The sequence below is a fragment of the Microbacterium rhizomatis genome, assembly GCF_008710745.1.
GTDB classification, from domain to species: domain Bacteria; phylum Actinomycetota; class Actinomycetes; order Actinomycetales; family Microbacteriaceae; genus Microbacterium; species Microbacterium rhizomatis.
This window is the reverse complement of sequence record NZ_VYSA01000003.1, coordinates 230445-246143: the sequence shown is the minus strand read 5'-3', so window position 1 is coordinate 246143 and position 15699 is coordinate 230445. Positions and strand designations below refer to the sequence as shown.

Below are 15699 nucleotides of genomic sequence, written 5' to 3'. Positions count from 1 at the left end.
GCTCACGGCGTGCACCCCCGCGCCGGCTCGGAGGGGCGGCCGTTGGCCCGGACGACGGTGACCTCGATGCACGTGGTCCCTGACGCATCGGCGGCCGTCGTGACGCTCGGCTGATCCACCTTGTCGAGTTCGGGCGCCGACCCATCGCGGGGAACGACACCCCACAGGTAGTAGTCGCCCTCCTGCGGCGACGGGTTGCTCCACGTGAACAGCACGCCGCTCGCGTCCACCGCACCGGTGATGCCGGTCGCGGGTGCGACGAGCGTGTCGATCGGGTTCTGCGGGTCGGAGGTCGCGGGCGACGAGGGCTGGGCCGGGGCGGGACCGGCCAGGACGCCCGGCAGAGAGAACACGATGATCGCCGCGACGATCACGAGGAACGCGCCTGCCGCCAGGGACCACAGGAGTCCGCGGCGCGAGCGGGGCGGAGCGGGCGGCAGATCGGAGGACGCCTCGGCCGGCTCGGCGGCGACCGAGACCGGGCGGGCGATCGTCTCGCCGAGTCCGGTCGACGGCGCGAGGAAGTCGACGGTGGGCAGGACCGGCGGCGGGGGCGGCACCGTATCGCGCCGGACGGTGTCCAGCGGCGCGGCGCCGATCGTCGCGGACGTCGCCGGCGTGGAGGTGGTGACATCGGCCCGCGGGACAACGGTGATCGGGTCCGTGGGCTGTCGCGTGCGACCGGCGGCCGGCGACGTCTCGGGGCTGATGCTCACCACGCCGCGCACGCGCGTGAGCCCGTCGTCGTCGTCCGCCTCGACGTCGTCGGGGAGGCCGTCGTCCAGGATGTCGATCGGCGTGACGGAGTGCGACAGCTCGATCTGCACCTTCTGCAGTGCCCGGGCGAAGGCGAGGGCGGTGTCGTAGCGGTCGGCGGGCGCCTTGGCCATCGCCCGCTCCAGCGCGCGCTGGAGCGACAGTGGAGCATCCGCTCTCTGGAGCGGCGGGAGCGGCGAGGTCTCGATCCGCTGGATGAGGTCGGCCCCCGTATTGCGCTGGTCGGGAACCTCGAACGGCGACCGACCGGCGAGCAGCGTGTAGACCGTGGCGCCGAGCGCATACACGTCCGAACGCGGCCCGCTCTGCGGGACGTCGGCGAACGACTCGGGCGGAGACCACGGGATGCTGAGCCCGGCCGACTCCGCAGCGGCCGCCGTCGTCGACGCGATCCCGAAGTCGGTCAGGGCGGGACGGTTGTATTCCGTCACCAGAATATTGGCGGGCTTGATGTCGCGATGGAGCACGCCGGCGCGGTGCGCGGTCTCGACCGCGGCGGCGACCTGGATGCCGACACGGAGGGTCTCGGCGACCGCGAAGGGCTCGCGGCGATACCGCACCTGCAGGTTCGGCTTGGGGCAGTACTCCATCACGAGGTAGGGGCGACCGTCGCGGGCGACCCCGGCCTGGTAGATCGTCACGATCGCCGGGTGGGTCGAGAGCATCGCCATGACGTTGGCCTCGGCGGTGAACTCGGCCACAGAGCCGGTCGACATGCGCTCGGTGAGCAACACCTTCACCGCGACGCGGCGCTTGGGCAGATGCTGCTCGTACAGGTATACGTCGGCGAAGCCGCCCGAACCGAGGACATCCACGTACGTGAAGCCCTGCAGATCGGGCGGCGCCATGGGGGCGCGCTTCGGACTCACGGGGCGTCCTCGATGGAGACCGTGATGTCGTCGCCGAGGTCGATGACATCGCCCGGCACGACGACGGTCGGCTCACCCGGGTGCAGCCGCACGGGTTCGGCGCCGGCACGAAGGAGCGTGCTGCCGTTGGTCGTGTGCAGATCGGTGGCCAGGATGCTGTCGCCTTCGGCCCGCAGCTCGAGGTGGCTGCGCGAGATGTCCTGCTGCGGGCTGTCGACGGCCACGAGATGCGGCAGATCGGTGCCGGTGACGCGGGTGGACCGCGGGCGCCGCCCGATCACGACGGTGCGGTCCAGAAGGAGCGTCTGACCGGTCGAGAGCCGGATGCGTCCGAACGCCGGCGGGCGCGGTGGTGCGAGCGGGGGCGGCGCGGAATCAGGATCCGCCGCGCGCAGCGCGCGCGCCTGCGCGACCGAGATCGTCTCGCCGTCGTGGTCGCCGAAGGTCTCGGAGGCGCCGTCGGGAACAGGCTCGACGACCGGCGCCTCGGCTTCGGCTTCATCGTCCGGGCGCACGGCCGCGTCCTCGACCGAGCGCACCACCGTCTCGCCCCACAGATGGTCGTAGCCGGTCGTCGATGAGACGGCATCCGACTCGACAGTCGGAGCGTACGTCGCCTCGGGCGGAAGCCACGTGTCGAGCGAGCCCGCGCCGGGGACCGAATCGATGACCCGGGTGGGAGAGTCCGCGGCATCCGCGGAGGCAGCCTGTTCGGGGTCCGGCTGCGCGAGATCGCCGGGCTCGGCCGGCTGCTCGATGACCGGGGGCTCCATGACCGGGGGCTCCATGACCGGGGGCTCGATGAGCCCCGTCGTCTCGTTCGCCGGCGGGGGCGCAGCATCCATCCCACCGCTGTACAGCAGCCAGTCGACGCGGGAGGCGAGCACGACACCGTCGCGCACGGGGAGCTCGGGGGGTTCCGGTATTCCCCTGGCCACGGTGATCCCGACGCGGACGACCCCGTCGAACATCCGCTCGGCCCACGTCGTGACACCCGCCCCGCTCACCGCCTCGCCACCCGCAGAGGTCTCGATGGTCGCGGTGAGCGCCCCGCGCACGGCGAGGCGTACGGATCCGCCCTCGGCGAGCGCGACCGCGAACGGCGGAATCGCTGCGAGCGACGTGCCGAAAGCGCCGGTGAGCGCCTCCAGCACGGCGGCGAGACCGCGGCCTTCGCCCACGTGCGTCCAGATTCGAGTGACCAGGGCGGCCGGCAGGTCGCCGCCGAGCAGGGCGACGCCCTCATCCGTGACGATCAGGTGCATCGCACCCGGGGAATAGCGGACGGGCGCCATCATCGACCTCCGATCGTATGACCTGCGCGCGGGCGCGTGTCGCTGTCGATGTCGTCACGGCTGGATGCCGCTCCGGGCGCGGTGTCGTCGTCGAACGACCACCGGGTGCGGGCGCTCACCGCGACGGCATCGACGACCAGTGCGGTGATGTTGTCGCGCCCGCCGTGCAGCATCGCCTCGTGCACGAGACGGGTGGCGGCGGCCTGCGGGTCGGGCTCGTCCCGCAGGATCGCGTGGATGCGACTGCGGTCGACCTCTCCCGAAAGTCCGTCCGAGCACACCAGGATGCGGTCGCCCTGCTCCGCGGGCAGCAGCCAGTAGTCCGGCTCACCGTCACTGCCCGCGCCGATCGCCCGCGTGATGACATTGCGTCGCGAATCGATCGCGGCCGAGACGGGATCGAGCTCGCCCCGGTCGATGAGCTCCTGGACGACCGAGTGGTCGACGCTGATCTGCTCGAACTCGCCTTCGCTCAGACGGTAGGTGCGCGAATCGCCCAGGTTGATCGTGAGCCAGTAGCCGTCGCCGTCGACATCGGCGATCACGACGCCGGTGAGCGTCGTACCCGCCCCGGCGCCGGCGCCCATCGGCAGCTCCGCCACCCGCCGACGCGCACGCACGAGGGCCGCTTGCACGTCGTCGATACGCAGACTCGATCGCCCGGCGAGGAGCGCGAACTCGTCGATCACCGTGGCGCTGGCGACTTCTCCGGCCTGATGGCCGCCCATGCCGTCGGCCACCAAGAAGAGGGGCGAAGCGGCGAGGTGGGAGTCCTGGTTCACGCGCCGGCGGAGTCCCGTGTCGGTGGCCGCGCCGAACGCGACCGTGATGGGTGGGGTCGTTCCGGTCATGCGCCGCCCCCGATCGTGAGGCTGCGATCGCCGAACTCGAGCCGGTCGCCCGCGCGCAGAGTGGTGCGTTCGCCGGGCTCGACCGTCAGACGCTCGCCGTCGCGCACGAGCGCCGTGCCGTTCGTCGAGTGCCGATCGATCACCCACGCGCCGCCGGCATCGCCGTCGAGCTCGAAATGGGTCTTCGAGAGCGACAGCGTCTCGTCGCGCACGGCCACCGCGGTCGCTCCATCTTCGGTGGCAGGGTTCCGGCCGAAGAGCGTGCGGCCATACACGGCGAACCGCGTGCCGTCGTCCCACGTCGCCGCCACCACTGCGGGGGCGCTCGAGCGCCCTGCGCGGGTCGCGTCGACGTCGTCGCTCGCGGGGGAAGCCGCGCGCGCAGCGACGTCGGAAGCCACGGCGGGGACCGGCGGTGCCGAGACGCCGGGGACCTGCGAGATCAGCCCCTCGGCCACAGGAATCGCGGGCGCGGAGGCCACCGCGCCCGCGGGCGCGGAGGCCGGGGGCGCGAAGCCGGCCGTGCGAACGGGCGCGGGGGGCGCAACGACCGACGCGGTTGCGGTGGCACCGGCGGGCGGCGGGAGGAAGGGGTTCGCGGCCGGCGCGGGAAGCGGCGGGGCGACGGCGGAGGCCGCGGCCTCCGCCGCCTTCCGGTCACCGACGACGGTGCGCGCCGCTCTGTCGTGCCAGCCCTGACGGCGGCTCGATGAGTCGAACAGAGGCGTGAAGTAGCCGACGACGATCGCGGCGGCGAGCGCCCACACCACGTTTCGCAGGAGCGCGCGCCAGAATCCGATGTCGCCGCCGGTGGTGGCGTCCGCCAGCATCAGTCCCCGTGCGCGCTGCCCGATGGAGCCTCGCCCGCCCTGCATCGCGGTGTAGACCAGCAGCCACGCGACACTGACGACGGAGCTTGCGCCGTACGTGATCAGGAGTGCGATCGGCAGCCCGCCGCGCGAACCGCTCGTGCCGGACGTGAGCAGGATGACCCCGCCGATGAGCCCGAAGACGATCGGGATCACGAGCGCGATGGCGAGATCGATCGCGTACGCGGCGACACGGCGACCGATCGCCGCAGGGATCACGGCCTGGCCGGAGAGGGGGTCAGTCATCGTGCTCCTCCGTTTTCACGATCGAACGGCTCTCGGCCGCCGCGCTCCTGCGCACCGGCGCCAGCACGCTCAGCGTGCGCGAGAACCTCGTACCGGCCAGCAGCGACCGCAGACTGAGCCGGGCGGCGAGCCGCCGCCGGAAAGTCGCGCGCTCCCCGATGCCGTCGACGATCTCATCGACCTGCCGCCAGAATTCGTCGACATCGGATGCTGTCGGCTCGGCCGGCCCGAACACGTCGACGTCCGCGCGCCGCGCGAGCGTCGTCACGCGGGGCTCGCCGAACGCGGTCGCGATGATCGCAGCGTCCTCGGCGTGGGTGGCGCCGAGGCGCACGGGAGTGCCGTAGTCCACCGCACGGTCACGCAGTTCGTCCCACCCGCCGCTGATCTGATCGGCCGCGCGCTCGGCGGCACGCCGGCGACGCCTGCGGGCGGCCTTCACCGCGCCGATCACGATGAAGGGTGCCGCCAGCAGAGCGAGCAGGAGCAGGATGCCGCCGCCGATCGCGATCCACATCAGCAGCAGCCCGAGATCGAGCGGCGACGGGTCGTCCGTCGCCCGTTCGTCGGGCACCGTGGGCGGAAGATCCGCGGGCTGCTGCTCGGGCGGCGGCGGCTGCAGCACCTGCGGCTTGGGGTCGGCGCGGGGCTTGGTCGTCTGGTCGGTCGGGATCTGATCCTTCGGCGGTGTCGGATCGAACGGCACCCATCCGGCGCCTTCGAACGCGACCTCGACCCATGCGTGCAGGTTGTCGCCCGTCGCGTCGAACACCGGGTTCTGCGCCTGATCCTCCGCGGGGTAGAAGCCCATGACGACCCGCGCGGGCATCCCCAGCTCGCCCGCAAGGAGTGCCATCGCGGTCGCGTACTGCTCGTCGTCGCCGACCATCTGCGTCGAGCCCAGCAGCGTCGTGATGCGCGCGGCGCCGTGCCCGGCGCGCGAGAGCACCTCGCCCTCCAGCCCGTGGCTGAAGAACCCGCCCTTCGAGAGCATCTGCTCCAGCGCTCGCGCCTGCTCGATCGGGGTGTTCGCGTCGGCGACCGCCTTCGCAGCGATGTCGGCGAACTCCTGCGGCACGCCCTCCTGCTTCGGCATGCGGACGGGCGCGAAGCGAGAGTTCGCCAGGCTCGTGTCGCTCGGCACCGTCGGCAGCACCGCACTCATCGTGTACCCGTCGCCGGTCTGCAGAGTCGAGGTCACCACCCCGGTCTCGGTCGACTCGTTGTAGTGCGCGGAGCGACGCAGGTCGTCGGCGCGGGCCCCGTCGAACGTCACGTTCGTGACGGCGCCGACCTCGGGCATCCACACCCCGTCGTAGTCGCCGATGTCGACGCGCACGGTCGCCGGCGTTCCGGTGGCGCCGGCCGACATGCTGGCGCGCACCGGCGTGAAGGCGCTCGACGAACCGGCGCCCTCGTCGGAGACGTTGTACACGGTGCCGTCGTACGCGTCCATCGTGGCGATGCGCACGCGCGCCCCGACGGGCAGGCCGGACACCGTGAACAGGGTCGTGGATGCGTCGTCGCGCACGTACCCGCGGTACCCCTGCATCGGGCTCGCGTACTGCTTGATGTCGAACGGAGGGATCACCGCGTCGCGCAGGACGTAGCGGGGCGCCGCGGGCGCGGCGATCGCGGCGGCGGCGAATCCGGCGGTGGCGGCGACCGCGAGAATGGCGCCCCCCGCCACCACGCGGCGGACGGCCATGCCCGTGCTCGCGGAGTCCTCGCCGCCGAGCGAGACCGCGCCGCTCGACGACGACCATGCCTGGCGCACCGCGAGCCAGACCACGCCCGCGATCGCGAACACGACGCCCTGGATGATGGGAACGGCGGGCTGGGGAGTACCGAGGGCGATCTGCAGACCGAGGTATGCCGCGGCGGGAATGAGCGCCCACCCCGCACTCCGCAGCCTCAGGGCGAGGCTCGCCGTCACCACGGCGGCGACGAGGGTGAGCAGGAACGGCACGATGAGATGGCCGTCGGATGCGGCGACCGGCGCCACCGTGGTGAGCAGGCGCTTCCACGACGTGACGACGCCGAGCCCGAGCTGCTGCAGCGTGTCGAGTGAGGGGATCACGCCGGCGATCGCGGTGTGGGGCAGCGCGAGCGCGCCGCCGAACACGAAGTACGTCGCGACGGTCAGCGCGGCCACGATCAGGATGCCCCACCGGAACCGGGCGCCGAGCCAGGCGATGGCGACGCCCAGCGCGAGCGCCCCGAGGGCGGCGAAGAGGTAGCCCGGGCCGCCGAAGGTCGGCCAGAAGCCCACGATGCCGACGAGCAGGAGGGCTGCCGTCGCGGCGAGATCCAGTGCGGTGCGGCGGGGCGCGATCGACACGGCCGCCCCCGGCGTGTTCGGGGCCGCAACGCGGGCCGGCGCGCTCACGCGAGCACCTTCCGCAGTGCTCCGGCGAGCTGATCGAGAGAGCCGATCGTGAGGACGTCGGCCTCGCCGATGCGCCGGAGCGACGGGGCGGCGTCGGTCTGCGCGACGACCGCGAGCGCCCGGGCCCCGTAGGGCAGGCGAGAGCACGCGACGCGCAGCTGCGCAGCATCCACCGCGCTCCCGCACACCAGCACGACGACGCTCGCGAGAGCCAGCGTGGCCGCGACGACACCGGCCAGCGGCACGATGCCGCCCTCGCGCGGCCGCGACGGCTCGAGCGCCGAGAGCGAGTCGAGGAACTGCTTGCCCGTCGCCGCGGGCAGCGAGCGACCCTGCACCCGCACCTCGACGCGCTGCGAGTCGCGGAGTGCCCGGAGCCCCAGCGAGCCGGCCGCCGAGATCGCGAGCTCGAACTCGGCGTCGTCGCGGTAATCGGCGGGGCTGCGCGAAAGGCCGATCACGAAGTGCGAGCGCCGGGTCTCTTCGTACTGACGGACCATCACCGTGCCGGTGCGGGCGGTCGACTTCCAGTGCACGTGCCGCAGGTCGTCGCCGGGGTGGTACTCACGAAGCGCATGGAACGACACGTCATCGGGTGACAGGTCGGTGGCCGGGAGGCCTTCGAGGTCGCGGAGGAAACCGAGCGACTGACCGGCGAAGAGCACCGTGCGGGGGTGCACGAACAGGTCCACCGGCTCGTCGCGTCGATGCACGCGCTCGAACAGCCCGAGCGGGTCGCCGCGCACCACGCTCACCGGTCCGACCTGCAGCACGCCGCGGCGCTGGGTCGGGATCGCGAACAGCTCTTCCGCCGAGTCGCCGGCCGCCAGACGCCGCACCGAGAACGTGCCGCGGCCCGAGCCCACGGGAAGCACGACGCGCGATGGCAGGATCGCCCGGGTTCCCGGGTTCGAGAGCGTGAGCGCGCCGACCGCCCGCTCCCCCACCACGACGCGCGTGCGGGTGAGGTCGAGCGAGATGTCGTATGCCGTGCGTCCGATCAGGAACAGTGCGCACAGCGCCAGGGTCACCGCGATCACGAGCGCGGCGACGGTGAGCTCCCACCAGCCGAGCGCCTGCCCGGCGATCCACAGCACGACGGCCCCGGCGATCAGCACCCACGTGACGGGCCGGGCCACGCTCAGCACGGCACGCACGCGTCCGAGGACGCGCTCGACGAGCGGGCCGGCGATATCGCGCCAGCCCGCGCGATCCCCCCGGGGGATCGTCGTCGAGAGCACCTCGTCGGCCATCAGGCGGCTGACCTCGCCTGCGGTGCCGCAACGGTCTCGAGCACGCGGTTCAGCACGGTCGCCGGCGTCGTGCCCGAGAACTCCGCCTCGGGATCGAGCACGAGCCGGTGCGTCCACACCGACGCCGCGAGGTCTTTCACGTCGTCCGGGATCACGAAGTGGCGACCCTGCGCGGCCGCCCACACCTTCGCGATGCGCACCATCGCCAGCGAACCGCGCACCGAAACGCCCACGCGGGTCGCGGGGTCGGTGCGCGTGGCCTCGGCGAGCTGCGCGACGTAGCGCAGCACAGCCGACTCGACGTGCACCGTGGCGGCGAGGTCCGCCATATCGGCGACGGCACCCGTGGTGATGAGGGCTGGCAGGCTCGCCGACGGGTTGCGGTCGGCGGCGCCGGCGAGGATCCGCTCGGCGACCGCGAGATCGGGGTAGCCGATCGAGGTCTTCACCAGGAAGCGGTCGAGCTGCGCCTCGGGAAGCTTGTAGGTGCCGGCCTGCTCGATCGGGTTCTGCGTCGCGATCACGAGGAACGGGCGCCCGACCTCGTGAGTGACGCCGTCGACGGTGACCCGCGACTCCTCCATGACCTCCAGCAGCGCCGACTGCGTCTTCGGCGAGGCACGGTTGATCTCGTCGGCCAGCACGATCGAGGCGAAGATCGGGCCGCGGTGGAACTCGAACCGGTGTGCGGCCTGGTCGTAGATCGTGACGCCCGTCACGTCGGAGGGCAGCAGGTCGGGCGTGAACTGGATGCGGTTGCTCGTGCCCTGCACCGTCGCGGCGATCGCCTTGGCCAGGCTGGTCTTTCCCGTGCCCGGGGCGTCTTCGAGCAGCACGTGTCCTTCGGACAGCATCGCCGAGAGCACGAGGCTCACGATCTCGCGCTTGCCCATCACGGCGCGGTCGACGTTGTCGACGAGGCGCGCGAAAGTGCCCTGGAACCACGCTGCCTGCTCGGGTGTCATCGTCGTGAGAGATGCGGTCATGCGGGAAGAGTCCTGTTCTGAGAGGGATTTCTCGGGATGTCGGTCGATGCCGGTTCTTCGCTAATACCAGGTCATGTGCTGCGCGTCGCCCCAGCCGTCGATCGTGATCCATGCCTCGTAGCCCGGGTAGCCCATGTAGCAGCGCAGGTCGACGTCGCCGTTCGCGGGGATGTCGTAGGCCTGGACCGAGAAGCGCACGTCGCCCTGGTGCGAGCACGCGAGGGTGTACCGGCCGGCGGGGAAGTTCTCGACGTGGAGGCGGAAGAACGCGCACGAGGAGTTGCCGCAGTTGCCGTCCGGCGCGCGCCCCGGCCCCTTCTGGGTGATCGCAACCGGCTGCGGCGGCGGACTCGTCGTCGCGCTGGCCGAGTTCGTCGCGGACGTCTGCCCTGCGCTGTCGATCGCGCGCACCTGGATCGAGTGCCCCTGGCTGTAGCCGTTGCCGACCTGGCGCGAACCGCCCGATGCGCCCACATTCTCCCAGCCGTTGCCGTCGACGTTGATCTCGAGCCGCACGATCGCACGCCCGTTCTCGCCGGGCATCGACCAGCCGACGGTGATGCTCGTGCCGTTGTTCGTCGCGCTGGCACCGGGGGTGTTCACGGGACCGTAGGGGACCACCGCGCCCGACGGGTTGGATGCCGGGCCGTCGTAGCGCACACCGTCCAGCGAGGTGTACGCCCGCACGAGGACGTTGTAGCTGCTCCCGTTGGAGATGCCGCTGGAGATGACCCTGCCGTCCCAGCTGCCGCTCCAGCTCGCCCCACCGTTGACCGAGTACTCGTAGCCCATCTCGCTGGCGTTGGCGCCGTTGCCGGCAGCTGCCCCATACGTGACGACGATCCGACCGTCGCCCGCCGGCGTCGACGCTTGGACGTTGCTCGGCTGACCCGGTGCGACGAACGCGCGCCGCGGCGCGGACGGCGCGCTGTCGGCGCCCCAGCCGGCCTTGTTCGAGGCGGCGACCGTGAACGTGTAATCGGTGGTGTTGGCATCCACCACGACAGCCTGCGAGGTCTGGCCGGCCCCGACGGGGATCGTCCTGATGACCGAGCCGCCGCGGATGACGTTGAGCCGGTATCCCGAGATCGCGTCGCCGTTCGAGTTCGGAGCGTTCCACGAGACCTGCATCTGGGCCTGCGAGCCGACGGGTGCGAGGCGAGCGGTCGTCGGCGCACCCGCGGCGGCGGGCGGGCCGGCGGGCACCGTGGTCGCCGAGTAGCCGCTCCAGCTCGACGGCTCGGGTGCGCGGTTGTGCGCGCGCACGCGCACCTGGTACGCGGCGCCGTTCTCGAGCCCCTCCCACACCAGCGCGTTGCCGGTCACGCCGGTCTTCTGGGTGATGCCCGACGGCGGGGCGGGCGAGATCTCGAGCGTGTACGACTCGACCGGCGAGCCGGGCGTCGACGGGGTCGTCCACGACACGTTCAGGCTCTTGTCGCCGAAGACGAGCGTCGGGGGGTTGGGAGTGTCGGGCCGGGCGTCGGGCCGCGCGGTCGCCGATGCCGGCGACGGGTCCGATGTGCCCACCCTGTTCGTGGCGGTGACGACGAAGTTGTACTCGACGTTGTTCGTCAGCCCGTCGAGCGTGCACGTGGTCGCGACGCAGGCCTTCGTGTAGTTGCCCGCGACGGATTTCACGGTGTACCCGGTGATGTCGGCACCGTTGTTGGCGGGCGGGCTCCACGACATCACGACCGTGCGGTCCTGCACGCTCGATACCGTCGGTGTGCCGGGCGCCTCCGGCTTGCCCTGCACCGTGAGCCGGATGCGGCCCTCGACCTCGCGCTCGGGGTCGCCGGTGGCATCCTGCACGCGGTAGCGCACCACCATGGTGCCGAAGAACGACGCATCGGGGGTCACGTTGACGTTGCCTCCCGAGATCTCGGGCGTTGCTCCCTGCCCGGTCTCGACCACCGCTGCCACCACTTTGAGCGGCTTGTCGGGGAAAGGGTTGAAATCGTTCGCGAGCACGGGCACGCTCACGGTCTTGCCCTGCGGTGCCTCGGCGACGGTGTCGTCATTGGCCGTTGCGAGGGGGCGGGTGGATGCTGTCACCCGCACCGTCACGGATCCTTCGACCGGAGCAGTCTGACCGTCGGTGATCGAGAGGCGGATCGTCGCCGCGGTGCCCTTCGGCGTCGACGAGTCGGCACTGACCTTGATCAGCTGACCGTCGACCGAGGCAGAGATGCCGGAGGGCGAGCCCCCCACGATGGAGTAGCGCATCCCGGGAAGATCTTCCGGATCCGGGTCGGACGTCAGGGCGAGCAGGTCGAGGCTCGTCGCGTCCTCACCGGGCGCGACGTCCATCTGTCCGTTGACGAACGTCGGCGGCTGGTTCGACGGCGGCAGCACCGTGATCGGCAGCGTGAGCGTGGCCTTTCGGCCGGCCGGGTCATCGGGCCCCGTGCCATCGGTCACCTCGAAAGTGATCGCGTCGCGCCCGAAGTATCCCTGGGCCGAGGTGTAGACGAGCGTCGTCTGGTCCTTCACGAGCGACGATCCGTTGGAGTGCACCGCCGAGACCTTCGCGGCCTCGGTGACGATGACGGTGCCGCCCCCGGCCGCCTTCACATGGTCGGCGAGCGGGATGTCGACGGTCTCGCCGCTCTTGACGGTGATCCCCGCCGTCGAGGTCAGCGTGGGCGGCAGCGACGAGAGGGCGGGCACGCGGATGAAGGCCGAGGCGGTGAGTCCGTCCTGGTCGGTGATCGTGTAGGTGATCAGCTGATCCTGCTCGGTGACAGGAATGCGCACGACGCCGTCGCCCAGGACGCGCGCCTGCGGGTCGGCGACCGAGACGTCGAGCGCCGCGATCGTGCCGTCGGGGTCTTCGTCGTTGGCGAGCACGGTGACATCGACCGACGCATCGACGATGTCGGCGGCGCGGACGGTGTCGTCGCGGGCGATCGGCCGCAGCAGCGGCACGTCGTCCTTCACTGTCACCTGCAGCACCGCGGTGGCCGTGGCGCCCCGGCTGTCGCGGATCGTGTACTGGAGGGAGGTCTCGACCGGCGTCGACGGCGAGGTCACCACGACGCGGTTGCCCTCGACGGTGGCCGAGAGTCCCGGTACGTCCGGGAGCACGAGCCCGTTGCTCACGAGCGAGATCTCATCGCCGTCCGGGTCGGAGTCGTTCTGCAGCACCGGCACCGCGATCGAGCGATCGGGGCGCATGATGACGGCATCCTTCACCGCATACGGCGCCTGGTTCGCGGCCTCGGGCGGCGCGATGCCGACCCGCACGGTGGCCGTCGCCTCTTTGCCGAGCCGGTCGCGGACGCGGTAGGTGAAGAGGTCGACGCCGCTGGAACCGGTGAACGCGTCGTACTCGATGTAGTTCGAGCCGATGTCCGAGATCGCGCCCTTCGTAGGCGCGGAGGCGAGCCCGACCAGAGCGACGGAGTCGCCGTCGGCGTCGATGCCGTCCAGCGGCACCGGGATGCGGACCTTCGATCCGCTCAGCGCGCGGGCGACCAGGTCGCGCGGGCGCGGCGCCGAATTGGTGTCGGCGTTGACGGGCAGCACCTGGATCGTGACGTAGCCGGCATCCTTCTGGCCCGTGCTGTCGACCGCCTCGTACGTCGCGTACACGGTGCCGGGGGTGTCGGAGGCGCGGAAGCGCAGCGTGTCCTGCGAGACGAACATCTCGCCCTTGTCGGCCGTCACCAGCGGAGGCACGAGGTCTGGCGCGACGTGGAGCGTATCGCCGTTCGGGTGATAGTCGTTCTCCAGCACCGGGATCGTCACGACGTCGCCGGCGCGCACCACGACCTGGTCGTCGTTGGCGACGGGCGGGCGCAGCTGCGCGGGTGCGGGCACGGGGATCACGACGACTTCGCCGTCGGCGGTCTTCGACCCGTTCGAGATCCGGTACGAGATGCGCACCTGCGCGGCGAGCGCCGCCTGATCGCTGATGCGGAGCGTCTCGTGGTTGAGCACCGACACGGCGACTCCGGCGTTCGCGTCGACCGTGACGGACTGCACGACGAGGATGCCTCCTGCCGGATCGGTGTCGTTGGCGAGCACGTTGACGAGCACTTCGCCGCCGCTGGGCAGGAGTGCGACATCGCGGACGGCGATCGGCGGAAGGTCGGTCTCGGTGCCGTCGAGCACGTCGACGCGGACGAGTCCCGGTACCGCGTTGGCACCTGCGGCGACGAGGTACTGCACGTAGTAGGTGCCGGGAATGCTCGAGAGGAACGAGAAGGTCTTGTTCGCGAAGTCCGGCACGATCGTCGCGTTCGCGACCTCGTCCACCCGCGTCAGCCGCAGCGGCTCGGCGCTCGAGCTCGTGTCGTTCACGAGCGGAGACACCGTCGCCGTCTGACCGGCGCGCACGACCACATGGTCTGCGTTCGTGACCGGCACGGTCGAGCCCACAGGGCGCACGTCGAAGCGCACGACCCCCTCGGTGACCTCGTCGCCGTCCGAGACGATGATCGCGACATCCTTCCGGCCCTGCGTGCCGCCGATCGCGCGATAGGTGATCCGTCCGTCGGAGGTGAAATCGGCCTCGTCCCCCGCGGCGGGCGTGACCGCCTTGAGGAAGACGTCGTCGCCGTCGGGGTCGATCCAATCGGGCAGCACGTTGTACGAGACGGTGCCGCCGGCCTCCACCGTGACCGTCGTCACGCGCTTCTGCGTCGGCGAGGCGTTCGTCTCCCACCCGTGGACGGCCAGGCGCACGGTGGCCGTGGCCGTGCCGCCTCGGCCGTCGTCGATCTTGTAGCCGAACGAGTCGGAGCCCGTGGCGTCGGCGGGTACCGAGATCTGCAGCGCCGCGCCGTTGTTGATCGGCTGCACCGGCCCCAGGCGCGGGTCTCCATCGGGGACGGATGCGGTCAGCACATCGCCGTCTGCATCGCTGTCGTTGTCGAGCACAGGCAGCACCGTGGTGCGGCCGGGGCGGACGCCGAACGAGTCGTCGGTCGCGACGGGGACCGTATTGACGTCGGTGCGCTCGGGGAGCGTCGTCTCGACCGTCTCCTCGGTCGTCTGCTGGTCTTCGTCGGTATCGCCCTGCGGGGGCGTGATGTCGTTCCAGTTGTCGATGCGCTGCAGGCTCTGACTCGCCATCCACGCCGCCCCACCGACGATGTCGTTGAGCACCACGACGTCGCGGTTCTGCCGGAACCGCAGGACGGATGCCGGATCTGCACCCGGAATGTCCGCGGCGAGGTCGTCGTCCGTTCCGGCGCAGTCGCGGAGGAACTTCGCAGAACCTGACCACGCGGCGTACGTGCATCCGGCGAGTGTCACGGGGTCGGCGGCGGTTCCGTCCGCGCCCGCGGGCTGTTCGGCGGGCGCCGACCCGTCCAGCGGCACCTGCACGAGCGCGGAGGATGTTGCCAGCGCCACGGTCGTCGCCTCCGCCGAGGGCTGCTGGATGGCGGCGCCGGTGGATCCGGCGACCGTCGTCTTCGTTCCGTCGGAGGTGACGATCGTGTCGTTCACGAGCGCGACCCCGACCGATCCGACCGCCGTGACGGCGACCTTCGCGCCGGCGGGTACCGGATCGATGCCCCGCCGTGACGGGTCGCCCGGCTCGCCCGTCGGATCCAGCCCGATCGAGACGAGCTCGCTGGACTGCACCGACAGCGCGTGCACGACGCCGTCGACGCCGACGGCGGCCACCGCATCCGGGCCCAGCTCCAGCGTCGGGTCGGTGCCCTCGACCGCGAATGAGCCGATCGCGGCCGACGGGACGACCCAGAGCGACCCGGAGGCGGGGTCGAGGACGGCGACGGTCGAACCGCCCAGCAGCACCTTCGCGCCGGCGGGGACGTGCGCCGAGTCGGCGAGCACGACCATCGCCGGGTCGACGGTGGTCACGGTGCTGGCGGAGTCGTCGACCACCAGCACGGTCGAACCCGCCTGGAGCACGTCGTACTCATCGGACGACGTGCGCAGGCCGCCGTCGAGCACCTGCGAGACGTGGTTGAAGTGCCCGACGAGCAGGCTCGACTTCTTCGTGACCCACACCCCACCGTCGTGGAGGTCGACCTCCGTGGTCGGGAACCCCTGGTAGACGAACGCCATCAGAGTCACGGCGAGCGCCGAGACGGTCACCACGCCCGCCGATGCGAGCGCCTTGGGGCGCGCACGGAGCCACGCGAAGGACTTCATGAGCGGGAGCGCTTTCGGTCGTCGTCAGAGTG

The 15699-nt window shown here is 71.5% G+C and carries 8 protein-coding genes; all 8 read right to left on the bottom strand.

What is annotated here, in order from left to right:
* Window positions 1-2: 2 nt before the first annotated feature.
* The 8 genes from F6B43_RS15035 to F6B43_RS15000 are packed head-to-tail and all read right to left on the bottom strand — an operon-like array spanning window position 3 to window position 15667.
* Window positions 3-1646, bottom strand: a complete 1644-nt coding sequence (locus F6B43_RS15035; protein WP_150449798.1) for a serine/threonine-protein kinase — start codon at window positions 1644-1646, stop codon at window positions 3-5.
* Window positions 1643-2944 carry an FHA domain-containing protein gene (locus F6B43_RS15030; RefSeq protein WP_150449797.1) on the bottom strand — a complete coding sequence of 434 codons (1302 nt, stop codon included), beginning with the start codon at window positions 2942-2944 and terminating at the stop codon, window positions 1643-1645. Before F6B43_RS15030 ends, F6B43_RS15035 begins: the two co-directional genes overlap by 4 nt.
* Complete coding sequence (locus F6B43_RS15025; protein ID WP_150449796.1) at window positions 2941-3792, bottom strand: PP2C family protein-serine/threonine phosphatase; 852 nt, start codon at window positions 3790-3792, stop codon at window positions 2941-2943. The genes F6B43_RS15030 and F6B43_RS15025 overlap by 4 nt, the downstream gene beginning before the upstream one ends.
* Entirely contained in the window at window positions 3789-4907 is a 1119-nt protein-coding gene (locus F6B43_RS15020; protein WP_150449795.1) for an RDD family protein, read from the bottom strand. Before F6B43_RS15020 ends, F6B43_RS15025 begins: the two co-directional genes overlap by 4 nt.
* Window positions 4900-7296 carry a transglutaminase-like domain-containing protein gene (locus tag F6B43_RS15015; RefSeq protein ID WP_211368158.1) on the bottom strand — a complete coding sequence of 799 codons (2397 nt, stop codon included), beginning with the start codon at window positions 7294-7296 and terminating at the stop codon, window positions 4900-4902. The genes F6B43_RS15020 and F6B43_RS15015 overlap by 8 nt, the downstream gene beginning before the upstream one ends.
* A complete protein-coding gene (locus tag F6B43_RS15010) occupies window positions 7293-8549 on the bottom strand; it encodes a DUF58 domain-containing protein (RefSeq protein ID WP_150449794.1) in 1257 nt (418 codons plus the stop codon). The genes F6B43_RS15015 and F6B43_RS15010 overlap by 4 nt, the downstream gene beginning before the upstream one ends.
* The gene (locus F6B43_RS15005; protein WP_150449793.1) at window positions 8549-9535 is read right to left on the bottom strand and encodes an AAA family ATPase; all 987 of its coding nucleotides are present in this window, start codon (window positions 9533-9535) and stop codon (window positions 8549-8551) included. The genes F6B43_RS15010 and F6B43_RS15005 overlap by 1 nt, the downstream gene beginning before the upstream one ends.
* Before the next feature lie 60 nt (window positions 9536-9595).
* Complete coding sequence (locus F6B43_RS15000) at window positions 9596-15667, bottom strand: Ig-like domain-containing protein (RefSeq protein ID WP_150449792.1); 6072 nt, start codon at window positions 15665-15667, stop codon at window positions 9596-9598.
* Between the last annotated feature and the right edge of the window lie 32 nt (window positions 15668-15699).